Annotated in this window: 23 protein-coding genes; 18 read left to right on the plus strand and 5 right to left on the minus strand. The window is 55.4% G+C overall.

The window, feature by feature from the left end; translation table 11 throughout:
* Positions 1-15 precede the first annotated feature (15 nt).
* The 5 genes from ruvX (at position 16) to D5269_RS03585 (ending at position 6135) form a co-directional block, all read left to right on the plus strand.
* Positions 16-462, plus strand: coding sequence for a Holliday junction resolvase RuvX (gene ruvX / locus D5269_RS03565; RefSeq protein WP_016317385.1), 447 nt, complete (start codon positions 16-18; stop codon positions 460-462).
* Positions 463-792: 330 nt separating this feature from the next.
* A complete protein-coding gene (gene gltX, locus D5269_RS03570; RefSeq protein WP_120482536.1) occupies positions 793-2433 on the plus strand; it encodes a glutamate--tRNA ligase in 1641 nt (546 codons plus the stop codon).
* 75 nt (positions 2434-2508) lie between these two features.
* Positions 2509-4164 (plus strand): glutamine--tRNA ligase/YqeY domain fusion protein, encoded by a 1656-nt coding sequence (locus tag D5269_RS03575; RefSeq protein ID WP_120482534.1) that lies wholly within the window; start codon positions 2509-2511, stop codon positions 4162-4164.
* Between the two features lie 202 nt (positions 4165-4366).
* Positions 4367-4951, plus strand: a complete 585-nt coding sequence (locus D5269_RS03580) for a hypothetical protein (RefSeq protein ID WP_120482532.1) — start codon at positions 4367-4369, stop codon at positions 4949-4951.
* A gap of 563 nt (positions 4952-5514) precedes the next feature.
* Complete coding sequence (locus tag D5269_RS03585; RefSeq protein WP_207709094.1) at positions 5515-6135, plus strand: hypothetical protein; 621 nt, start codon at positions 5515-5517, stop codon at positions 6133-6135.
* A gap of 58 nt (positions 6136-6193) precedes the next feature.
* Here the strand turns inward: D5269_RS03585 and D5269_RS03590 are convergent, their stop codons facing one another.
* Both D5269_RS03590 and yfbR read right to left on the minus strand, forming a co-directional pair.
* Positions 6194-6544, minus strand: a complete 351-nt coding sequence (locus tag D5269_RS03590; RefSeq protein WP_016317380.1) for a DUF805 domain-containing protein — start codon at positions 6542-6544, stop codon at positions 6194-6196.
* Between the two features lie 219 nt (positions 6545-6763).
* Entirely contained in the window at positions 6764-7336 is a 573-nt protein-coding gene (gene yfbR, locus D5269_RS03595) for a 5'-deoxynucleotidase (protein WP_120482528.1), read from the minus strand.
* Between the two features lie 242 nt (positions 7337-7578).
* On the opposite strand from yfbR, the gene D5269_RS03600 reads away from it, so the two are divergent.
* The 6 genes from D5269_RS03600 (at position 7579) to D5269_RS03625 (ending at position 14791) form a co-directional block, all read left to right on the plus strand.
* On the plus strand, positions 7579-10098 hold the full coding sequence (locus D5269_RS03600) for a YfhO family protein (protein ID WP_120482526.1): 2520 nt from the start codon (positions 7579-7581) through the stop codon (positions 10096-10098).
* Positions 10088-11044 (plus strand): glycosyltransferase family 2 protein, encoded by a 957-nt coding sequence (locus D5269_RS03605; RefSeq protein ID WP_016317377.1) that lies wholly within the window; start codon positions 10088-10090, stop codon positions 11042-11044. Before D5269_RS03600 ends, D5269_RS03605 begins: the two co-directional genes overlap by 11 nt.
* 88 nt (positions 11045-11132) lie before the next feature.
* Positions 11133-11993 (plus strand): hypothetical protein, encoded by an 861-nt coding sequence (locus tag D5269_RS03610; protein ID WP_120482524.1) that lies wholly within the window; start codon positions 11133-11135, stop codon positions 11991-11993.
* Between the two features lie 223 nt (positions 11994-12216).
* On the plus strand, positions 12217-13053 hold the full coding sequence (locus D5269_RS03615; RefSeq protein WP_147407897.1) for a hypothetical protein: 837 nt from the start codon (positions 12217-12219) through the stop codon (positions 13051-13053).
* Positions 13054-13347: 294 nt separating this feature from the next.
* Positions 13348-14232 (plus strand): aldose 1-epimerase family protein, encoded by an 885-nt coding sequence (locus D5269_RS03620; protein WP_158604817.1) that lies wholly within the window; start codon positions 13348-13350, stop codon positions 14230-14232.
* Positions 14233-14263: 31 nt separating this feature from the next.
* Positions 14264-14791, plus strand: coding sequence for a hypothetical protein (locus D5269_RS03625; RefSeq protein ID WP_120482518.1), 528 nt, complete (start codon positions 14264-14266; stop codon positions 14789-14791).
* Positions 14792-14913: 122 nt separating this feature from the next.
* Here the strand turns inward: D5269_RS03625 and D5269_RS03630 are convergent, their stop codons facing one another.
* Positions 14914-16722 carry a hypothetical protein gene (locus D5269_RS03630; RefSeq protein WP_016317372.1) on the minus strand — a complete coding sequence of 603 codons (1809 nt, stop codon included), beginning with the start codon at positions 16720-16722 and terminating at the stop codon, positions 14914-14916.
* 442 nt (positions 16723-17164) lie between these two features.
* Here D5269_RS03630 and pyrB point away from each other — a divergent pair, with 442 nt between their 5' ends.
* The 7 genes from pyrB (at position 17165) to D5269_RS03665 (ending at position 22200) form a co-directional block, all read left to right on the plus strand.
* Positions 17165-18079 carry an aspartate carbamoyltransferase gene (gene pyrB, locus D5269_RS03635; protein ID WP_120482516.1) on the plus strand — a complete coding sequence of 305 codons (915 nt, stop codon included), beginning with the start codon at positions 17165-17167 and terminating at the stop codon, positions 18077-18079.
* Positions 18076-18504: an aspartate carbamoyltransferase regulatory subunit gene (locus D5269_RS03640; RefSeq protein ID WP_016317370.1), complete on the plus strand. Its 429-nt coding sequence runs from the start codon at positions 18076-18078 to the stop codon at positions 18502-18504. Before pyrB ends, D5269_RS03640 begins: the two co-directional genes overlap by 4 nt.
* Positions 18505-18525: 21 nt before the next feature.
* A complete protein-coding gene (locus D5269_RS03645; protein WP_120482657.1) occupies positions 18526-19002 on the plus strand; it encodes a peptidylprolyl isomerase in 477 nt (158 codons plus the stop codon).
* Between the two features lie 67 nt (positions 19003-19069).
* Complete coding sequence (locus D5269_RS03650) at positions 19070-19657, plus strand: chromate transporter (protein WP_120482514.1); 588 nt, start codon at positions 19070-19072, stop codon at positions 19655-19657.
* Positions 19654-20220, plus strand: coding sequence for a chromate transporter (locus D5269_RS03655; protein WP_120482512.1), 567 nt, complete (start codon positions 19654-19656; stop codon positions 20218-20220). Before D5269_RS03650 ends, D5269_RS03655 begins: the two co-directional genes overlap by 4 nt.
* Before the next feature lie 82 nt (positions 20221-20302).
* Complete coding sequence (locus D5269_RS03660) at positions 20303-20728, plus strand: MarR family transcriptional regulator (protein ID WP_120482510.1); 426 nt, start codon at positions 20303-20305, stop codon at positions 20726-20728.
* An 86-nt stretch (positions 20729-20814) separates the two neighbouring features.
* Positions 20815-22200 carry an MATE family efflux transporter gene (locus D5269_RS03665; RefSeq protein WP_243126569.1) on the plus strand — a complete coding sequence of 462 codons (1386 nt, stop codon included), beginning with the start codon at positions 20815-20817 and terminating at the stop codon, positions 22198-22200.
* A gap of 69 nt (positions 22201-22269) precedes the next feature.
* On the opposite strand, the gene nrdG is transcribed toward D5269_RS03665, so the two are convergent.
* Positions 22270-22761 (minus strand): anaerobic ribonucleoside-triphosphate reductase activating protein, encoded by a 492-nt coding sequence (nrdG, locus tag D5269_RS03670; RefSeq protein ID WP_016317364.1) that lies wholly within the window; start codon positions 22759-22761, stop codon positions 22270-22272.
* Positions 22758-22940 carry an anaerobic ribonucleoside-triphosphate reductase gene (gene nrdD, locus D5269_RS03675; RefSeq protein WP_016317363.1) on the minus strand — a complete coding sequence of 61 codons (183 nt, stop codon included), beginning with the start codon at positions 22938-22940 and terminating at the stop codon, positions 22758-22760. Before nrdD ends, nrdG begins: the two co-directional genes overlap by 4 nt.
* Between the last annotated feature and the right edge of the window lie 519 nt (positions 22941-23459).

Raw genomic sequence — 23459 nt, forward strand, 5'->3', positions numbered from 1 at the left:
GAACAGGGGGTTCTTATGAAGATTCTGGCAGTTGATTTTGGAGATGCGCGCACCGGGCTTGCCTGCTGTGACCGCACCGAGTTCCTTGCCTCCCCGATCGGGGTCATTCAGGAACGGAAATTTGAAAATGTGGTGCAGCAGGTCGCGTATGCGGCGGTCGAATATGAGGCCGGGGAAATCGTGGTTGGGCATCCGCTCAATATGAATGGTTCGGCAGGCCCGCGCGCCAAACTCTGTGAAGCATTCGCGGAGGCGCTTTCCGAGAAGGTATCGGTTCCGGTGCGGCTGTGGGACGAGCGCGGCACGACCGTTTCGGCGATCGGCTACCTCAACGAGACCGATACCCGCGGAAAAAAGCGCAAAGAGGTAGTCGATGCGGTGGCGGCGACCATCATACTCGAAAGCTATCTCAACTACCGCAGAAACCACCCGGAAACCGCCGGCGGTGGCGCTGCCCCTTGACCCCGCCATCCTTGAAAAGGTGGACGAAACTTTTGGTTTCAGGTTTGTGGAAACAGGTTTTTTATTGTAAAACGGCCCGCGCTGTGGTATGATATGCCAAGAGGAACACAGGGGCTTGGAAGTCTTTGGCGTACGCACCTCTGGTCAGCCCTTATGAACTGGTTTTATCAGCGGTTACATAGAAAAAGAAGCAATGACGGGATCACCGCCATCGCTCCTAATTCCATAATCGTGATAACCATACACAAAGACTAGCACCACCAAGTCCCTGTGTCCGCTTCTATTGTAGCAAATCGGTTGAAAACTGTCAAGATAAAGGAGTCCTGTATGATGGATTACAACGCATTGGCGGAACTGCTGTTTCCGCAGATCCAGACCACGCCCGCCGAGATTGAGGCGAAATACCCGCCGCGCAATCTGCCCGAGGGGGCGAAGGTCACCCGTATGGCGCCCAGTCCGACCGGCTTTATGCATCTGGGCAATCTGTTCAGCGCAATCGTGGACGAGCGTCTGGCCCACCAGAGCGGCGGCGTACTCTGCCTGCGGATCGAGGACACCGACCTGAAACGCTCGGTCGAGGGCGGCGTCCAGACGATCGTGCGGGTGTTCCACGAGTACGAGCTGGGGTTCGACGAGGGCGCGACCGCAGACGGGGAAACCGGTGCTTACGGCCCCTACTACCAGCGGCAGCGCGCGGAGATTTACCAGACGTTCGCCAAGTGGCTGGTACAGCAGGGCAAAGCCTATCCCTGTTTCTGCTCGGAGGAGGAGCTGAATGCGATCCGCGAGAAGCAGACCGCCCTCAAAGAGAATATCGGTTACTATGGGAAATATGCGGTCTATCGGGACGCCTCGTTCGAGCAGATCAAGGAGAAGATCGACGCGGGCGAGCGGTTTGTCCTGCGGTTCCGCAGCGAGGGGAACCCCGAAAACCGGAGGAAGGTCAACGACCTCGTCAAAGGGACAGTCGAGTTTCCCGAAAACGAACAGGACCTGGTGCTGCTGAAATCGGACGGCATCCCGACCTACCATTTTGCGCACGTGGTGGACGACCATCTGATGCAGACGACGCACGTGGTGCGCGGCGAGGAGTGGCTGGCCACACTGCCGTTCCATGTGCAGCTGTTCCAGGCGATGGGCTGGAAGCTGCCGAAATATGTGCACACCTCCCAGCTGATGAAGATGGATGGCGGGTCCAAGCGCAAGCTGTCCAAGCGGAAAGACCCGGAACTGGCGCTCGATTTCTACAAGCAGACCGGGTACTGCGTGCCGGCGGTGAAAGAATATATCATGACGCTGCTCAACTCCAACTTCGAGGACTGGCGTCTCGCGAACCCGACCGCTGACCTCAACGAGTTCAAGTTTACCACCCAGAAGATGAGCGCGTCCGGCTCGCTGTTTGATATCGACAAGCTGAATGACGTTTCCAAGAATGTGATCTCGCGGATGAGCGTGGAACAGGTTTACAGCCATCTGACCGGCTGGGCAGAGCAGTTCGACCCGGATTTCCACAAGCTGCTGACCCGCGATCCGGCATATACCAGGTCGATCCTGGCGATCGGGCGGGGCGGCAAAAAGCCGCGTAAGGACCTGGCCACCTGGTCGGATGCGAAGCCGTATATGGACTTTTTCTTTGACGAACTGTTCCAGCCGGATGACTGCTATCCGGAGCATGTGACCGAGGAGGACCGGAGGACCATCCTGACGCGGTACCTCGATCTGTACGACCCGGCGGACGACAATACACAGTGGTTTGAGCGGATCAAGGCGCTGGCTGACGAGGTCGGCTATGCCTCCAACATGAAGGACTATAAAAAGAACCCGGAAGCATTCCGCGGAAATGTGGGGGATGTGAGCATGGTGATCCGGGTTGCGGTCACCGGGCGTCAGAATTCGCCGGATATGTATGAGGTGATGGGGATCCTCGGCAAAGAGAAGGTTGCCGAGCGTCTGAAAAAGGCCCTCGCTTAGCGGGGGCGCTGCCCCTGGCCCCGCTGCCTTTTGAAGAAGGCGGGCGAAAACTTTTGTTTTTAGGAGTGTAACAGTATGGCTGAATATAACGCGAATTTTATCACCGAGATTATTGATCAGGACATTGCCAACGGGTTCGCCGACCGTATCCATACCCGGTTTCCGCCCGAACCCAACGGCTATCTCCATATCGGGAGTGCGAAGGCGATCTTCATCAACTATTCCACCGCGAAAAAATACGGCGGGCTTTTCAACCTCCGCTACGATGACACCAACCCGGTGAAAGAGGACACCGAGTATGTCGAGTCGATCGAGGAGGACCTGCGCTGGCTCGGTGCCATCCCGGATGGCGGCATCTTCTATGGCTCCGATTATTTCGACCAGTGCTATGAATATGCCATCAAGCTGATTCAGGATGGGAAAGCCTATGTTTGCGATCTCACCGCGGATGAGATGCGCGAGTATCGCGGCACCCTTACCCAGCCCGGCAAAGAATCCCCCTACCGCAACCGCTCGATTGAGGAGAATCTCGACCTGTTTCAGCGGATGAAAAACGGAGAGTTCCCCGACGGCAGCAAGACCCTCCGCGCCAAGATCGACATGGCTTCCCCAAACATCAATATGCGCGACCCCGCCATCTACCGGATTGTCCGCGCACACCATCACCGCCAGGGAGACAAATGGTGTATCTACCCATTGTATGATTACGCCCATCCAATACAGGATGCAATCGAGGGGATCACCCATTCCCTCTGTTCGATCGAGTTTGAGAACCACCGCCCGCTCTACGACTGGGTGGTCAACAACATCGACTTCGAGAAGAAGCCCAAACAGCGCGAGTTCGCCCGCCTGAACATCACCAATACAGTTATGTCCAAGCGGTATCTGCGCGAGTTGGTCGAGACCGGCCGTGTCGATGGCTGGGATGATCCCCGTATGCCGACCCTCTGCGGCCTGCGCCGCCGCGGATATACCCCTTCCTCGATTCTTGAGTTTGTCAGCCGCGCGGGCGTCGCCAAGGCAAACAGCCTGGTGGATATCAAGCTGCTGGAATACTGCATCCGTGAGGAGCTGAACGCCAGCGCCCCCCGCCGTATGGCAGTCACAGAGCCGCTCAAGGTCACCATCATCAACTATCCGGCGGATGAAACCGAGTATTTCGAGGTCTCCAACAACCCGGTCGATCCTGAAGCGGGTACCCGCCAGGTCGCATTCACCCGCGAGCTGTTCATCGAGAAATCCGATTTTGCCGAGGTTCCGCCGCCCAAGTTCCAGCGGCTCAAACCGGGCGGGGAGGTCCGTTTGATGGGCGCTTACCTGGTGAAATGCGAAGAGGTCGTGAAAGATGCAGAAGGCAATGTCGTCGAACTGCGCTGCACTGCCGACCTTGAAACCCGCAACGGGAGCCCCGCAGATGGACGCAAGGTGCGTGGAACCATCCACTGGGTCAGTGCGGCACACGCCGTAGACGCGGACATCATGCTGTACGAGAACCTGTTCTCGCTCGTCGATGTCAACGCGGTGCCCGAGGGGACCAACTACCTCGACTATCTGAATCCGAACTCCCTCACCGCGCTCAAACACTGCAAGCTCGAAGCCTCCCTCGCCGATGCTAAAACCGGCGACCGGTTCCAGTTTGTCCGGATGGGCTATTTCTGCAAGGACAGCCGGCATGAAAATACCTTTAACCGGGTTGTCACGCTCAAGGATAGCTTTAAATTGCCTGGTTGATGAAAAGTTTTGCCTGTCTTTGCCTTAGTAATCGGGTAAATTGGCTCTGACCGCCGGTCAGAGCCAACAGGGCTTTTGACAGCTGTATAGAAAAACAAGGACGTCCTTGTTTTATGTTTCTGTTTACAGAAACATAAAACAAGGACGTCCTTGTTTTATGTTTCTGTTTACAGAAACATAAAAAGCTTGAAAGGGGAGCAACATGAGAACAGAGCTGTTCCAGAAGATCATCTGCTACTGCATCAGCGCCATTTTATGTATATTTTATGCCGGTGTATTATGTTTGAGTGTATGTGCGGATACAGAAAAAGAATATAGGATGTATTATATAGATAAAACGCTGCAGCGGTGGGTTGGTGTAGGAGGGCTTCGCTATACACTGGGAGAACCTGTAGATTTTTTTTCGGAATCGGAGAATCCAACCCAAAGGTATGGGGTTGGCTGGAGCGGGGCTGAAAAAGATGCGACATGGACAACCGGAACCACCGCAGCTTTATATTTTTCCGGGATACCCAATACAGAGGATTTGGTTTTCGAGGTGGAGGTTCTGGCTCTGAGGCCGGAGGCGTACGCGAGGGTGATCGCGAATGAGACATCCATTGGGGAGATCAACGGGATTGGAATTCATCATTTTTTGATCAAAAAGGGATTGATTCCGGATTCCGGAGATTTAACGATAGAGCTTGATATACGCAATCCGTCTCCGACAGAAAAGGATTCAAGAAATATGGGATTGAAAGTCAGACAGATACATCTGGACAAAAGGGGGCAGGAAGGGAACGAATGAAGTTTGAAGCGAAAGAAAGGGATACATACCGCCTGTGCATGACAATCGGGGTTATGCTGGTCATATCCCGGGTTATAATGTGGCTGGTTTATCTGTTATGGAGCCATATGTCAGGAGATCAGGGTAGCTTTGCACATGCTTTTTTCAGGTGGGATGCAGGATGGTACAAATCCATTATAGAGTCAGGCTATTCTGACTTTAACGGAATCAAGCTGGAAGGGCAAAATGGAGCGGCAAACTGGGCGTTTTTCCCATTGATGCCGGCGTATATGGTGTTTCTGAGAAAGGTGCTACCGTCCATGGGGCTTGAGATACTGGGCTTTTTGGCCAATACAGCAATATTCGGAATCGCTCTTTTTGCAGGAAGCAGATATATCCTGCTGACAAGGCCGCAAAATGGAGGGAAAGCTGCTTTCTGTTGGCTGTTTATCATGTGTTTTGGTCCGTATAGCTTTTACTACTCCTCTTTGTATACAGAGTCAATCTATCTTTTATGTTTATGCCTGTGTTTTTATTTTCTGGAACAGGAACAGTATATCAAGCTGGGGGTCTGCGGCATCTTTTTGAGCGCTTCACGTAATACAGGGGTGCTGTTTGTTTTTGCGATATTGACCCATTCGCTGCATCGTTTTTTCAAGGACAGAATGGGAGAACTGAACCCCAAGCTGCTCTGGGAATATGTCAAAAAAACCCTCAATGACCATAAGTTGATTTTGGGGACCTGCATGTGCCCGCTGGGATTATTCCTCTATATGCTCCATCTGTATTTTCTTGTGGGGGATCCGATGGCATTTGCGCATGTGCAGCGGGCTTGGGGAAAGGAGATTACAAATCCCGCTGAGATCGTCCTCCGCACGCTGGGCGCCGCCTCCAGAGGGGCGGTCAATCAGGAGGCTTATTTCCTGCTTTTCATCGTCATTGGCGCCTGCCTGTTGGGCTGGCTGTTCGTCCAAAAGCATTATACGGAGTTTGTCCTGGGGTGCATCTTTCTGGTGGTCCCGCTTTCAACAGGGATTGCATCAATCCCCAGATATATGGTCGGAGGTTTTGTCTTTTATCTGGCGCTGGCGGATGGCTTGAGCGGGCAGAAAAGATATTTTAAAGGTTGCCTTCTGGCAGTGCTGGGTGTGATTGAGCTATGGCTGACCTATGGATGGTTTTCGACATGGGGGTTCCTGACATAAAGCGTAAAGAAACGCCGCACAGCATCCGCTGTGCAGCGTTTCTTCTCAGAATGTCAATTTATTCCTCCGGAACAGGTCCATAGAGGTTTTCCTCGGGATCGCCCGCGCGGACGAACCAGATAATCAGCGGGATTACGCCAATACAGGTCAGGCTGAGGAACGCCCATCCACCGGGTTTGCCGATATCATGCAGGCGGCGGAACATCAGCGCCCACCACGGGACCAGCACCGCGAGGGAATAGGCACTGCTGAGAATCCCAAAGATCCCTGAAATCTGTGTCAGAAACCCGAACAGGAGCCCGACGATCATATTGACGACGAAAGCCATCCAGAACCCGCGGACACCGGTACGCCCATCAAACTTCGCAAAGTTTTTCCAAATGTTGATGTACGGCTGCAAAAACTCCATAAAACACCCTCCTTAAAATGAAGCAAAACAACAGAAATGCTTTGCTTATGTGCATATTATAGCATATGCGTCCAGAAAAGAAAGATGTTTTTTTATCTTTTTTTGCTTTATCCATCACTTTTTGTGACATTAAAGAAAAAGCGAGGTGTTTTTTCGTCAGATTTCTTAAAAATACACAAACAAAAGAGGGGTATTTCTGTTGTTTTCCATCGGTTTTCTCTAAAGATTTCCAAGATTAAGTTCGTCCAGCGTCAGCTCATATGCAGGGAGGCAGTTTTCCAGGAAGAAATCGACCGCTGGCAGGTTCATCTGATGCAGCGCCTCAAGCTGTGCCTGTTTCGCATTCTGAAAATCGTTGTTGCCCATCCGGATTTCTTCGATGCATTTGACGAGTGCGGAGAGCTTGTCCGCCGCCTTGACGACCGCCAGAACCTGCGGGTCCTGCTCGAAAAAATGTGGGTGGTAAGCCTGCTGTAAGTCGGGCGGCAGGGTTGACAACAGCCGCCCCGCAGCGGCCTGCTCGATCTCCTTGTAGCTTTCCTTGATCTGAGGGCTGTAGTATTTGACCGGGGTGGGCATATCCCCGGTTAAAATCTCGCTGCAATCGTGATAGAGCGCACAGAATACAGCCCGTGACGGGTCGACATCCGAGAGCAGTGCAAGCGCATGGGCAATATAAGCGGTATCAAGCGAGTGCTCGCTGAGGTTTTCCTCGCGTGCGTTTCGCATCAGGCCCCACCGCCGGATATATTTCATCCGGGAAAGCATTGCAAAAAAGCTGAACCGTTTCATCGTTTTCCTCCTTTTCCCGATAGGGAATGCGCATTCTGCACAAAAAAATAAAAAAATTTCCGAAGTGTTGCCGCATGGTGTAATAAATTATACCAGAATTTTCACCTAATGAAAAGATGGACTGTTAAATGATGCGGATTGTGGTATACTTTAACCATATGTATCACAATCGAAGAACCTCAAAAGCATCAGGTTCCCTGTTATTTGAAGCACTTTGACTCTATCAACTTCGGAGGTTTATTATGTACGCTCAACCGGCTGCAAAGGACAGAAGCTGCCTCAAGGCATTTTGGATCGCACTGGCGACCGCTGCCGCTATCTTTATTCCCATTATGATCTGGGATAAGGGGTATTTCTTTTTTTACGGGGATTTCAATGTCCAGCAGATCCCCTTTTACAAGCTCGCACACGAGGCGGTCCGGTCGGGCAGCCTCTTCTGGAACTGGTATACCGATCTTGGCGCAAACTTTATCGGGTCCTACAGTTTCTATCTGATCGGCAGCCCGTTCTTCTGGCTGACCCTCCCGTTCCCGAATGAATTTGTGCCGCACCTGATGGCGCCGCTCCTGATCCTCAAGCACGCCTGTGCCGCCGCATCTGGGTGCCTCTACCTCAAACGGTTCGTCAAAAACAGCGAGTCCGCTGTGATCGGTGCGCTGCTCTATGCCTTTTCGGGGTATGCGGTCTATAACATCTTCTTCAACCACTTCCACGAGGCGATCATCTTTTTCCCGCTTCTGCTGGCCGGCCTGGAAGAACTGGTGTCCAACGACCGCAGGGGCGTTTTTGCGCTGGCGGTCGCGGTCAACGCGTTTGTCAATTATTGGTTCTTTATCGGGGAAGTGGTCTTTGTCCTGCTCTATTTTGCGGTCCGTTCGACCTGCCCCGGCTGGCGGATGTCTCTGAAAAAGTTCCTCTGGACCGGCTTCGAGGCGGTGCTTGGGATGCTGCTTGCGATGTGCCTGTTCCTGCCGTCGGTGCTGGCGATTCTGGGCAACCCCCGCACCGGTGCGGGTGAGCTGCTCAACGGCTGGAACCTCTGGCTCTACTGGCACAACCAGCTCTACCCCGCGATCGTGAGCAGCGCTTTTTTCCCGCCCGACCTGCCGAGCCGCCCGAACCTTTTCCCCGACCGCGGGGCAAAATGGGCGTCCCTTTCGGCGTGGCTGCCGTTCTTCAGCATGACTGGTGTAATCGCCTATCTCAAATCCAAGCGGGACTGGCTCTGCCGGATCCTGTTGGTTTCGTTCCTCTTCGCGCTGGTGCCGGTGCTCAACAGCGCGTTCATCCTGTTCAACAACTCGTACTACGCGCGGTGGTATTACATGCCGCTTTTGCTGATGTCGGCTGTGACCGCCCGCGCCTTTGAGGACCGGTCGGTTGACCTGCGGTTCGGGTTCAATGTCACGGTGCTCTATACCGCGCTGGTCACCGCGATTCTTGGCCTGACGCCTACCATCCAGTCGGATGAGACGGTCAAGTTCAGCCTTCCCAAATACCCGGAGCGGTTCGCCGCGACTGCCGCAATCGCCCTGCTCGGGCTGGTGGGGCTTTATCTGGTGTTGCGCCGGTATCGGGCCGACTTTGTCCGGCGCAGCCGGATGCTGGTCCGGGTGCTCTGTCTGGTGATTGTGGTCTATTCGGTCACCTTTATCGGGATGGGCAAATGCCATTCGGATGACACCAACTTCATACGGGATACCGCGCTCGACGGGCGTTACCAGCTCGACCTGCCGGACGATGGGTTTGCCCGGGCGGATATCTACGACGGGATGGATAATCTTGGCATGTACTGGCATCTGCCCAACATTCAGGCGTTCCACTCGATCATCCCGGTTTCGACGATGGATTTTTATCCGACTGTCGGGGTCAAGCGGGATGTTTCCTCCAAGCCGGAGGTGAAGTTCTACGAGCTGCGGCCGCTCCTGTCCGTCCGATGGCTGTTTGTCGCGGAGGACGAGGAGCAGCAGGACCTGATGCCCGGATGGGAACTTTATGACACCCAGCTTGGATACAACATCTACGAAAACGAGAATTTCCTGCCGATGGGCTTCACCTATGACCATTATATCACCCGGTCCGAGCTGGAGGCACTCAACGAGGACGACCGCGCTGCGGTCCTGCTGCGGGCGCTCGTGCTGGAGGAGGACGCGGCGGAGGCCAACGCGGACCTGCTGACCCATATGGAGGAGGACGATTACAAGTATCTTTCCAAGTCCGACTTTTTCGACGATTGCGAGGATCGCCGCGATACAGCGGGGTACTCGTTCGAGATCGATAACCGCGGCTTTACCTCCCGGATCGAGCTGCCGCGGGAGAACCTGGTCTTTTTCTCGGTACCATACGATAAAGGCTGGTCGGCTACCGTCAACGGTCAGCCCGCCGAGGTGGTAAAAGCCTCGATCGGCTTTATGGCGGTGCGTGCCCCTGCGGGCGACAATACCATCCGGTTCACCTACACCACCCCCGGCCTGTTCCCGGGGCTGGCAGTCAGCGCGGCAGGATTGGTTCTGCTCGCGGCCTATCTGCTGGCCTGGCGCAGGTTTGGCGGACAGCCGGAGCCGCCGGAACCTTCCGGCTGGGACCCCGAGCCAGGTCTGGGCTGGGCCGGTTGGGACGACCCGCAGCCGGAGGATATTCCGGACGTTTCGGACGATCTTGATGGTCCGAGCCTGTCCGACCTTTGGGACCTGCCCGCTCCGTATGATCCGCCTGACGAGGAAGGCCCCGCAACAGCACAGGAGGATTTGCATGAATTGTGACATTTTATATCTGGTGGTTCCCTGCTACAACGAGCAGCAGGTCCTGCCCGAAACCGCCCGCCGGCTGGAAGCCAAGCTCGGCGGGATGATCGAGGCAGGAACGGTCTCCCCAAAAAGCCGGGTTCTGTTCGTCGATGACGGCAGCCGGGACACAACCTGGGAGCTGATCTCCCATCTGCACGAAAAAAATCCGCTTTTTTCCGGGCTGAAGCTTTCGCATAACCAGGGGCACCAGAACGCGCTGATTGCCGGTCTGATGCAGGCCAGAGAGCTGTGTGATATGGCAATTTCGCTCGACGCGGACCTACAGGATGATGTGGAAGTGATTGACAGGTTTGTGACAGAATACTATAATGGATGTGACGTGGTTTATGGGGTGCGCTCCTCGCGCGCCAAAGATACGGTATTCAAGCGTACAACAGCGGTCGGTTACTATAAATTTCTGAAGTTTATGGGGGTTGAGATCGTCGAGAACCATGCCGATTACCGGCTGATGAGCCGCCGCGCGCTGGAGGCGCTCGCCCAATACGATGAGGTCAACCTGTTCCTGCGTGGGATCGTCCCGCTGATCGGATTCAAAACCACGGTTGTCCTCTATGAGCGCAGCGAGCGGTTCGCTGGTGAGAGTAAATATCCGCTCAAAAAGATGCTCGCCTTCGCGATTGATGGAATCACTTCGTTTTCGGTCAAGCCGATCCGGCTGATTACCTGGGTCGGGGTGCTGATCTTTGGCATCAGCGGGATTGCGCTGCTCTGGCTGCTGCTGCTCCGGCTGTTTGGATATACCGTCACCGGATGGACCACCCTGATGGGTTCGATCTGGGCGCTTGGAGGCATCCAGCTCCTTTCGTTGGGCGTGATCGGAGAATATATTGGGAAAATTTACAAGGAAACCAAACACCGTCCCCGGTTCATCGTGGACCAGTTCCTCAACCGGCGGGAGTAACCACCGCTTGAATGGGAAAAGCTGAACGGTTTTACAGCTTTCTATCAGCTTTTGATTGCAGGGCGGGACGGAAACAGAGGAGGAAACCATGAAGGTGCAGATAGAGGAAGAGACCATGAAGATGCCGAAGGACAAGCGGTCGATCCTGGTGTCATGGCCTAAGCGGATCTACACATGGGACGAGCTTCCGGCTCCGTTCTGCCCCGCCTTGCAGACATGGCGGAATCTGGGGATGCCGATGGAGAATGTAGCCTACATTCCCCGCCTTTTCCATGAGGAAGGGGAGCCGGAATATTTGTCGGCATGGTGGGGGGCGCAGGCGCTGCTCCAAATCTTCCAGGAGGGGAAAACCAGGGCCGTACTTCTGGAGCCGGGCCGGGTCCGCCGGTGCTGCTACCACGAAAAGCAGCCGCACGCGCTGGTAGAGATCGAGGTGGACGGGTTTGGAACGGTCTCCTTCCCCTACAACAAAACCCGGAAGCAGCTGCGGTCGATTCTCGACATTGTGCTGGGAAACTCGCCGGACGCGGTTTTTCCGACCGGGCATCCGCAAACTCCGGAGCTGCAAAAGCTGCAGGACGACAGCTATTCGATGTATAATCTTTCCAGGCTGTGTTACCGGTTTGGGCGCCGTCTGCTGGATTTTCTCTGGCTGCGCGGCAGGGACCGCAACCTGTTCCGCAGGGTGGACCCGGAATATTGGGTTGGTGCGACCGAACGCGGCTTGACCGCGATCTCCTGTGACCGTAATGGTTCCCGGACGGTTTGGATTGCGTGGTCTAATCTCTCCAGTATTTCACTGGAAGGGGAGGGCCGCGGCCGGTGCGTTCGGATTGTGCCGGCAGCGGGCGCGGCGGTGGAGCTTCCGGTTCTGTCCGGACAGATGCAGGCCGCGGAGGCATTTTTGAAGCGGATCGACGCCCTGGAAGTGCGCAAGCCGCCCACCTAACGAGGAAAACGGAAAAGTTTTGTCCACCTTTGTGCCGGTTGGCCTGCGCATACTGCTGTGCGCGGTGAGACACGTTATCCCGAGAAGCACTTTTTTGGGGGTGGACTGCCGCTTGAAGAGCGGCAAGGGGGGCTTTTTGCAGATGAAAAGCCCCTTTCCCGTATCTATGCTCCGGTCCCTTTTGAAGAAAGCGCCGGATGTTGCCAAGACAGGAGGTCGGCGGATGAGGATGCAGATGGACAAGCGGCCAACGCTGGCTTCCTGGCCCAAGCGGGTCTACGCATGGGAGGAGCTGCCGGAGCCGTTCCATCCCGCGCTGCGGGAATGGAAGGAAAGTGGGATGCCGCCCGGCAATGTGACCTACATCCCCCAGGTTTCCCAGAAAAGCCGGGAGCCGGAGTATGCGGCGGCATGGTGGGGGAAGCAGGTGCTGATTCAGACCGCCCAGAGGGATCAGGTCGACACCATATCCCTGGATGCGGACCGCGTGCACCTGTGCAGCTATCAGGTGCAGCTTTTGCGCTGTTTGGTTGAACTCGACATCGAGGGAGGAAAGCGGGCAGTTTTCTCTTACAACAAGGTGAAGGAGGAGCAGCTCCGGCCGGTTTTGAATCTCGCCTTGGGGAATCCGGCGGATTTTGTGTTCCCAACTGAGCACCCACAGACCATGGAACTGCAAAAACTGCTGAAAGACAGCTATGCAATGTACAACCTTTCCAAGCTGTGTTACCGGTTCGGGACACGGCTGCTCGATTTTCTTTGGCTGCGCGGCAAAGACCGCAATCTGTTCCGAAAGGTGGACCCGGAATACTGGATCGGCGCGACCGAGAGAGGGCTGACGGCGATTTCCTACGACAGATATGGAACCCGCACAGTTTGGCTCCGCTGGAAAAACCTGACCCGCCTTTCAATGGAGGGAAGCGGCCGCAGCCGGTACATCCGGATCACATCGGTGCAGGGGATGGCGGTGGAATTCCCGGTTCTGGAAGAACAGGCGGGGACAGGTGCGCTGTTTTTGGAGCGGGTGGAGCGCCTGCGGATGCAGGAGCTTTCTGTTTAACCGGTTTTGAGCGTGTAGAATCGGTCGGACGGAGGACTTTTCTAAAAAGCCTCATCCCCAGGAGACCAAACGGATTCTTAAGCCGGAGCAAAAGTGATCAACAGGCTTCGAACGCTTTTGGGCGGTCCCTAAAATTGAGAGCTTGTATTCATAATCAGGGAATGCCGGATAAGCGAGGAGTTTTGCTGCCCTGCAAGGCGAAAAAACGCAGTGGGCCGGCAAATGGCCCGTTCAGACAGTTTTGAATGGTTGTGAATACGGGTTCTTATGTCAATAGAAGAAGGAGGGCTTTTCATGGCAGAATATCGGCTTTCTTACAAAGGCGTATCCGCGGTGGTTGAATCGGCGGGGGCGGAGCTGATCTCGTTCATCCCCCAAAACGGCAGGGAGTATATCTGGCAGGCAGACCCGGCGGTCTGGCCCAACCATACCCCGATGCTTTTCCCGGTTTGCAGCGCCACCCTCAACAACACGCTCAAGATCGACGGTGTTCCTTACCCGCTGGGCAAGCATGGGTTCACCCGCAAGGTACCGTTTGAGCTGGGCAGGCATGGTGCGGATTTTGTCGAGCTGGTTTACGCGTCCAATCCGGAAACGCTCCGGCAGTATCCGTTCGAGTTCCTGCTCCACGTAACCCACGCGATCGCTGAGGACGGTTTTTCCACCACCTTTCTGGTCGAAAACAAATCGGAAAAGCGGATGCCGCTCTGTATTGGCGGGCATCCCGGTTTTACCTGCCCGCTCTATGAAGGAGAAGCGTTCGAGGATTACCAGCTTGTGTTTGAAAAGCCCGAGAGCGGACGCAACCTGACCCTGTCGGATGGCACCTGCATCGACGGTGAGGAGCAGATCCCTCTGCAAGGCGGGACCATCCTGCCGCTCGACCACGCCCTCTTCGACCAGCGGGATGCGCTTGTTTTTGAAAAGCTGAATTCCAACGTGGTCAAGCTGGTCAACGCGAAAACCGGCAGGGGGTTTGCGTTTGATTTTCATAAATTTGACGTGCTGGCGGTCTGGACGATGCCAAATAAGAAAGGGAACTACCTCTGTCTGGAACCGTGGTGCGGCCTGCCTGCGGTCAAGGGGGAAACCGGCAACTTCGAGGATAAGCCGTATGTCAAATTCCTGAATCCGGGCGAGAGCTTTCAGGCCGGATACTTGATGACGGTAATAGAATAGGGGCTGCATACCGCTGACTGGAGGGACACAGATGAAACGATACCTCTGCATAGCGGGAAAGCTGCTGGTGCTGCTGTTCTCGCTGACCCTACTGACCTTTCTCAATTCCTGCTGCATTAATCTGTTTGGGGAGTGGCTTGCTTCGCCATCCGCGCCCAGATGGGGTGGATGGCTGATGTTTCCGGTCATCCTGCTCCCCAATCTCCTGATTGGCGTCCTGCTGGGGCTGGCTGCATATGAATTCCCATTTCTTCCTGTCAGGTTCCGGCAGCTCTCCGCCAAACAGTTTTTGTGGATTCTCGCCGGGCTTTTGGCTGGAGTCCTTCTCTCAGACATGAGCCCGTTGTGTGATCTCCAGTTTTGGATGGAGGAGATGTTGTCTGTTTTGTTGGGAGCCGCCTTCCCGCAGTGGGACTGCCGCTTCAGGGGATACAGTTTCTCCTCAATGGCAGCGCCGGATGGGGGAACGTTTCTCTATTGTGCGATCATTTTTGTTGGATATGTTTGCTTTAACCGGTTGATCTCGGGCAGGCGGTACGGGAATCGCTATGCCCGGTAAACGAAAACAGGCGCGCATCTTTGGATGCGCGCCTGTTTTGATGAAAGGCTCGTTTGAAAAATTGGAACGACCGCCCCAAAAGTTTTGTTTTTGAAGTGCAGGGGCTTTTTTATGGCGATGGGTCAACCGGCAGCTTCCGTTTCCCCGTCGCTTGAACGGCCGGTATTGGCGAGCAGATACCCGCCGCCACCGCCATCCAGACTATAATAGGTCAGCAGCAGACGTCCATTGTCCGCGCCGCCGATCACCTGTGGGGTGAGCCCGCGGACAGAAAACCCGGTATTGTTGAGCTGCATCGTGTTCATATCCATCTCGAACAGCTGCCAGCCCTGGCTCTCCCCGGCGGAGCCGAGCACCAGAAGTCCGTTTTTGGAGGGGGCGGTCACGATGCTGCGGATCTCGTAGGGCAGCTCAACCGTATGGGTCTCTTCGGTCGCGAGATCGAGCCAGAGGTGGGGCACGATGCTCTGTTCGCTGCTCAATCCGAATGCAAACGCCTTGTTCCCAACCAGTGTCATCTGCTCGCCGCCTGCGCTGTTGACCCAGCTGTACGCCTCGTCCATCTCCCGCCCTTTATTCTCGGCGAGATCGTAGATATAAAGCCCGCTCACCCATTCATATCCGGCTGTGTGGCAGTAGAGCTTGGTGTCGTTGTCAAAGAAAGCCGGCTTGGTGAAGGTCGCCTGGGACATCAGTTCCGGCTTCCCCTGCTCGTCGGCGGGTTCCGCTTCGGAGGAGGAATCTGCGTCCTCGTCAGCTTTCGGCGTGGGATGTTCGGCGAGCAGCCGCACCGAATCGGTGCCAAAGTCATAGAGGCACAGACCTTTGTCGTTGACAAATGCAGCCTTTTTGCGGTCGGATGAGAGGTCGAAGTCCGGGACCGCCCCATCACTGCCCTGCTTCATCTTTTCGGGGATCGGTACTTCCCGCGGGTCTTCAAAATTGATGTCCCGGGTTGCGATCCGCTGGTCGGTAATCAGCACGATCCGTTCGGTCTGCGGGATCGCTGAGAGGAAGGTTTCTCCGTCGCGCAGTTGGAACTCATACCGCTTTTCGGTCAGGTCATAGCTGTCCACCAGCCCGAGCACTACATAACCGGACATCCCGCTCGACCAGGAGAGCAGCAGCTTCCCGCCGATCTCCCCCCAGCAGTGCAGGGAACCCGCCCCGGATGCAGGCATTCCCAGCAGGGTATCCACGGTGATGTATTCCCCCTCGAATTCGACCTCTTTGGGCAGCTGGCCATAATTGACCTCGATCCGTTTAAAATAGTAGCCGCTGCCGTCCTCATGGGGGGCCATGTAAAAATAGTGGATCTGCCCGTCATCCCGGTCGACCCGCAGACGGATTACCCCATCCGCATCTGCGGGCGCAGCTTCCACCAGTTTGAACACATCGTTGTTGTTGAGCGACTCGTTGGCCGGGTTTTCACCGGAGCGGTCAGATCCAACCGGCAGATAGTACAGGATCGCGTTCCCATCCTCGGAGGTGAGTCTGGAAACATCCAGATCGTTTAACCGAACATTAAAATAACGTTTGGTATAATCGGCTAGCTTGTCCTTGGGCAGGATGCTGTCCCCGGCGGATTTCCCTGCTTCGGAGATCACCGCATCGCGGAACATCCGAATCCCGCAGTATTCTATGATCGACTGGCTGTCGTACTGTACAAGGGTGGGGTAACTCCCCTGGAAGGGGTAAACCGCGTCATAAATGTAGTCCCGCCACCAGTCGTAGAGGGACATTTCCGGCATTTCAGGGACAGAGGATGCGGACTCCTCCTCAGAAGAGGAGCGCTCCCATTCAAAGATGATCTCCTCTTCTTCGGAAGAGGGGGGCGCGGAGGGGCTGGAACCGGCACGCCGGGGCTGCATACACCCGGAGAAAGCCACCAGAAGCCCTGCCAGAAACAGGGCGGTAAGTTTTTGTCTCATCGGTTTGGAACCTCCTGAAGAATCTGATTCAAAAAAGGGCGTTTTCCGTCTCTCTGCTGCGCGGCAGCGGAATCGGGAGCAGGCCCCTCCCTTCCGGGCCGGATGCCGCTTTTCCCAAAATGAAAGTTTTACTCAATTTTTTTCAAAAAATTGCGGTTTCCAAAGGCAGCGCCTTTGGTCGCTCATCGCAATGAGCGAAATACTTTATCCTGTGAAGCGCATTTTTCGGGTGAATTGCCGCGCAGCGGCAAGAGGGGGCTTTTTGCAAGAGAAAAAGCCCCCTTGCGTAAAGAAATACGAAACAGCTTCGATTATAGTATAGTGGTTCTTGCGCAAAAACGCAACAGAGAAAAATTCCTGAAAATTGGGGCAGCAGGGTTGCGCAGGCAGGCAGGTTGTAGTAAACTGGGAGGAAAGAGTACGATACTTGGGAGGGAATTGATTGAAACATCTGATCGAGCCGGTCGACCTGACCCCGCAGGAGGTCGATGAGATTCTGGACCTTGCGGAAAAGATCATAGCCGATCCGCCCGCTTACTCTCAAAAATGCAGAGGGAAAAAGCTGGCAACTTTGTTTTATGAGCCGAGCACCCGCACCCGGTTGAGCTTTGAAGCAGCGATGCTTGAGCTTGGCGGGAGTGTGCTTGGCTTTTCTTCGGCGGACTCGTCCTCCGCGATGAAGGGGGAGAGCGTTGCCGATACGATCCGGACGGTGCAGTGTTACGCCGACATTGTGGCGATGCGCCATCCAAAGGAGGGGTCCGCAAAGGTGGCGTCGCTGCACGCGTCGATTCCAGTCATCAATGCGGGAGACGGTGGGCATCAGCACCCGACCCAGACCCTCACCGACCTGCTGACCATCCGTTCGCTGAAAGGCCGGCTGGGACAGTTTACAATCGGCCTGTGCGGGGACCTCACCTTCGGGCGGACGGTGCATTCGCTCATCCGCGCGCTGATGCGTTACGAGGGGATCACCTTCCTGCTCATCTCCCCGAAAGAGCTGAAAATCCCAGATTATATTCGTGCGGATATGCAGCGCAAGGGGCTGGCATTCCGGGAGGCCGAGCGGCTGGAAGAGGTAATCGGGGAGATGGACGTCCTCTATATGACCCGTGTCCAGCGGGAACGGTTTTTCAATGAGGAGGACTATGTCCGCCTGCGGGACAGCTATATTCTCGATGGAGAGAAGATGGAGCTGGCCAGACAGGACATGATCGTGCTGCACCCGCTGCCGCGCGTCAACGAGATTGCGACCGAGGTGGACAGTGACCCGCGTGCCTGCTATTTCAAACAGGTGCTCTATGGCAAATATGTGCGCATGGCGTTGATTCTGAAGATGCTGGGGGTGGAAGCATGAACGTGGACAGCCTACAGAAGGGCTTAGTAATCGACCACATTCAGGCGGGAAAGAGCATGGAAATCTACCGGTTTCTGGATTTGGACAGGCTGGATTGCAGTGTAGCGATCATCAAGAATGCCCGCAGCGGGAAGAGCGGCAAAAAGGACATCATCAAGATCGAGGATAAGATTGATGTTGACCTGGATGTGCTCGGGTTCATCGACCCCAATATCACCGTCAATGTGGTGGAAGGCGGGAGGATCACCCGCAAACGCAAGCTACAGCTTCCTGCACAGGTGACCAATGTTGCGAAATGCAAAAATCCCCGCTGCATTACCTCGATCGAGCAGGAGCTTCCGCATATCTTCAAGCTCTCGGAGGAGGGGGACCGCCGGGTCTACCGCTGTATCTACTGTGAACAGGAATATAATCCCAAGAAATGATAAGGAGTATTTTATATGCAGATGATTACGATTGAAATGGAAAACGGAAAACAGATCAAAGCCGAGCTTTATCCCGACATTGCCCCGATTACAGTGGAAAACTTTGTCAAGCTGGTGAAGGAAGGGTTTTATGACGGCCTGATCTTCCACCGGGTAATCCCCGGGTTTATGATCCAGGGAGGCTGCCCGGAGGGGAACGGTATGGGCGGCCCAGGCTACCACATCAAGGGGGAGTTCGCGGCGAACGGGATCAAAAACGATCTCAAGCATACCCGCGGCGTTCTTTCGATGGCGCGCGCCATGGACCCGAATTCGGCGGGCTCCCAGTTCTTTATCATGCATGAGGACGCCCCCCATCTGGATGGGCAGTATGCTGCATTCGGCAAGGTGGTTGAGGGGATGGAAACAGTGGATGAGATCGCCGGACAGCCGACCGATTACAGCGACCGTCCCAGGGCTGACCAGAAGATGGCCAAGGTGACTTACAGCGAGTCCTGAGTTCCAGAGCGGAGCGAACGGGCGAAACCGTTGGAAGGGAGGGAGCCCCCGGACGCGGGGGAGACGGGTGAAACGAAATCAAATATTGCTTGACCTGCTTCTGACCTTTATGAAGATCGGGCTATTTACCTTCGGCGGCGGCTATGCGATGATCCCGGTGATCTCGTCGATCTGTGTCGAGCAGAAAAAGTGGATTTCCCATGACGAGATGATGGATATTACGGTCATCGCCGAATCCACGCCCGGCCCAATGGCGATCAACTGCGCAACCTTCGTTGGCTATCGGCAGGCGGGGTTCGCAGGCTCGGTCATTGCCACTTTTGGGATCGTCCTGCCATCCTTTGCGGTGATCTATGCGATCTCGAGGTTCCTCGACCATTTCCTCGAGATCACTGTGGTCGCCAGTATGCTCAAGGGGATCAAACTCGCGGTCGGGCTTTTGATTCTGGATGCAGCGGTCGCCATGCTGCGCAAGATGCCCAAAAAGCCGCTTCCCCGGGCGATTATGCTCGGTTCGTTTACGGTAATGCTCCTGGCCGGCTTTTTCTCCTGGCGGGTTTCGTCGATCAGCCTGATGTTGTCTGCGGCAGTGGTCAGTCTCGGGGTGTCCGCTTGGAGCAGCATGTCCGCGCGGAAGGACGGTGCGGAGCAATGATCTATTGGGACTTGTTTTTCGGCTTTCTGCGGGTAGGCTGCTTCGCATTTGGCGGCGCGTACGGCGCAATTCCCCTGATTCGGGAGGTGGCTCTTTCCTACGGCTGGCTGGATGACGAAGCGATCTCCTATATGATCGCTGTCAGTGAGAGTACCCCCGGCCCCATCATGATCAATCTTGCGACCTATGTCGGGAGCAGCCAGGCGGGACTCTGGGGTGCTGTTCTCGCGACACTGGCAGTGGTCCTGCCTTCCTTCCTGATAATCCTGCTTGCCATGGCGGTGCTGAAAACCCTTTTCCAAAACAGCCGCATACAGGCGGTCGTCCGGGGCTTGAAACCATGTGTTGTGGGGATCATCCTCGCGACTGGAGTTTCCATGACGGTCAGCAGCTGCCTGGGGCAGGAGGGATCGCCCGACCTGAGAGCGTGTTTGACCACCGCAGTTCTGGCGGCAGTGATGATTGGATTCAGGCGGCTGCGCGGAAGCAGGCTTTCTCCAATCCTGCTGATCCTGCTTTCGGCAGTCCTGGGTCTCGCGGCCTATGGGGGCGGTATCCCATGAGATTCCTTGAAAAACAATCGCTTGCTATTGACATAGCCTGCTTTTTGTAGTAAAATAGGAGCTGCCAAAGGAGAGGATTCCTATGTTGAAAGTGGACCGCTTCGGCCCTGTTTTTAAGCAGATCCATGACGCGCTGGAAAAAAACGCGAATAACCTGCTGCGTGCCGACGATTTGACAATGGCGCAGGTCCACCTGCTCTTTCTGCTGGAGGAGAGTCCGGACGGTTGCTACAGCCTGAAGGAGCTGGAAAGAAGGCTGCGTGTCGCCCAGTCCACAATGGTTGGCGTTGTGAAGCGATCGGCACAGAAGGGATTTGTCGAGTGCTATGGGGACCCGCATGACAAACGGGTCAAACATGTACGGATCACCCCCGAGGGACGGCGGATCTGCGCGGCGGCGCAGAAACATATGGGCGAATCGGAGGAGCGGTTTCTGAAAGGGATCAGCCCGGCGGAACGGGCGCTTTTTCTGGAGTTGCTTTACAAAGTTTTGCGGAACCTCTCGTAACATTCCCCTCTGTGTTTGGGGAATGTTTTTTTGGCTAAATAAATCGCTTGCTATTGATATTGTGCGATTGAAAGGGGACGATATCTATGAGAAACAGTGGAACATTAGAGGGCTTCGGCTCCGGGCCGGTCGCTATGACCGTGTTAAAAAATGCAATTCCCGCAATTCTTGCGATGCTGATGGTCCTGGTTTACAACTTGGCGGATACCTTTTTCATCGGCCAGACCCACAATGCCTATCAGGTCGCCGCGGTTTCGCTCGCCACACCGGTTTTCCTGACTTTTATGGCGCTTGGTACGGTGTTCGGCGTCGGCGGCACCTCGGTCATCTCCCGGGCGCTCGGGGAAAAACGGATGGACTACGCCTTAAAGGTATCGGCATTCTGTATGTGGTCCTGTGTCGCGGTGGGGATCGTGGTGGCGGTTCTGTTCTATCTCTTTATGGACGAACTGCTCCTGCTGATCGGAGCCAGTACGGAAACCTGGGAGCTGACCAGGGATTACCTGAACATTGTGACCCTCTGCGGGCCATTTGTGCTGATCGGGAACTGTTTTTCCAACATCCTGCGCGCGGAGGGTCAGCCGACCCGGGCGATGACCGGCATGGTGGCCGGCAATCTGCTGAATGTCGTTCTTGACCCGGTGATGATCCTCGGGTTCGGTTGGGGGGTTACAGGTGCAGCGATTGCTACCGTCATCGGGAACCTGGCGGGCGCAGCGTACTATATCCTTTATTTCCTGCGGGGCAACTCCAATCCTAGCATCGGACTTTCGGAATTTACCGCGGGGGAAGGGGTCTGCCGTTCGGTGCTGGGGATCGGGATTCCGGCATCGCTTGGCTCGCTGCTGATGAGTGTTTCCCAGATCGTTACCAACAGCCTGATGTCCGGATACGGCGATATGGCGATCGCAGGGATCGGGGTGGCGATGAAGGTTACCATGATGATCGGGATGGTGTCGATCGGGCTGGGGCAGGGGATACAGCCGCTTCTGGGGTACTGCATCGGTGCGAAAAACTGGGAGCGGTACAGCGGAATCCTGCGGTTTTCCCTCCTGCTTTCGCTGGTGCTGGGGGTCACATTGACCGGTGTCTGTTATCTGTTTACCGATGCCATCGTCAGTGCATTCCTGACCCAGCCCGAAGCGCTTGAATACAGCGTCCAGTTCGCCCGGATCCTGCTTTCAACCAGTTTCCTGTTCGGGATTTTCTACTGCCTTATCAATGCGCTTCAGGCGATGGGGGCAGCGGCCGCTTCGTTCCTCATCAACATCAGCCGCCAGGGCCTGATCTACATCCCCGCGCTTTTCCTGCTCAGGCAGCTTATGGGTGTGAACGGGCTGGTCTGGGCACAGCCGGTCGCGGATCTGCTCTCTCTGCTGCTTGCCGCCGTTCTCTATGGGGTTTCGTTCACCAGGCTGAAGCAGGGGAATGCGGGTTCACTGGGGATGATTCCAGCAGCAGACAGTATTTGAATGGCAAAGCGGCAGCGGTTGCTTGTCCTGCGTCGTTGGCGTGGGACGAGCAAAAAGGAGTTTGCAGAATCAGGAAGGTTCTGCAAACTCCTTTTTTAAATCAATCAGGCGCTGGTTGCTGCTTCCCCGGAACTGCAAACTGAGATCCCGCAGCGATTCCACATACCGCCCGTCAATCAACAGATCACAAAGCCGGAGCAGGTATAGGACATCAGGCTCGGTTTTTCCTTTTTCGAGCAGCTCCTCGAAGGTATAGCCCGAATAGACTACAATATTTTTGCCCAATGCCCGGACCCGTTCCCCCAGTTCACAGAGGGCTGCTGCCTGGCAGAACGGCTCCCCGCCCGAGAAAGTCACACCGCTGATCAGCGGGTCGGAACCGATCTGCTGGAGGATTTTTTCGGTGTCGGCGGGATAGCCGCCCTCAAAATCGTGGGTATCGGGGTTATGGCAGCCCGGGCAGTGGTGCGGACAGCCCTGCACAAACACAACATATCGTATCCCCGGCCCATCCACGATAGAATCGGAGATGCAGCCGGAGATACGCAGCTGTGTATTCACAGCTTTACTTCCCGGGTAACTACGTGTTTCACCCGTTCACTCACCTCGGCACGCTTGGCGTTGTTGAAGCGGTCGAGAGTGCCGACCAGATAACCGGTGATCCGGCGGATCCGCTCGAAGCCGACCCCTTCGCCTACCATCATTTCGTTGGTGTTGTTTTGTACATTCAGATTCTCCATCATGAAACCTCCCTTTTATTTTGTGACTTTTACGCTTTTGACAGGGTGCTTTTTCACTGCCAAAAGCACCCTCTTGCCGCCCCAGGGCGGCAATTCACCCCAAAAAAGCACTTCTCAGGATAAAGCGTTCCGCGCTCATCTCGCGCTAAGAGCCCGCCTTCGGCGGGTTGCGCTCGAAACGCTTCGCTGCGGCTCGCAGTGCGAAGCGCGTCGGGGGCTCCGCCCCTCGACCCCGCAATTTTTTGAAAAAAATTGAGTAAAACTTTAAATTGAGAAAAAGAAGAAATCCGCCGAGCTTGCCGGGGTGGGGCCTGCGGGGAGGGGTCGCTGACCCCTCGCCCGTAAGGCAAACTGAGGGGGCGTCGCGGCGTATGCCGCGCTTCGGACCGCCAGGTCCGAGAAGACCCCCGAAGAAGGGCGCTTGCGCCCCGGAAGTTTGGTCTGGAACCCAAACTTCCGTTGCCTCACTGCCCCTCGACCCCGCAATTTTTTGAAAAAAATTGAGTAAAACTTTAAATT

The sequence above is a fragment of the Anaerotruncus sp. 1XD42-93 genome (genome assembly GCF_009917605.1).
Classification (GTDB): domain Bacteria; phylum Bacillota; class Clostridia; order Oscillospirales; family Ruminococcaceae; genus Anaerotruncus.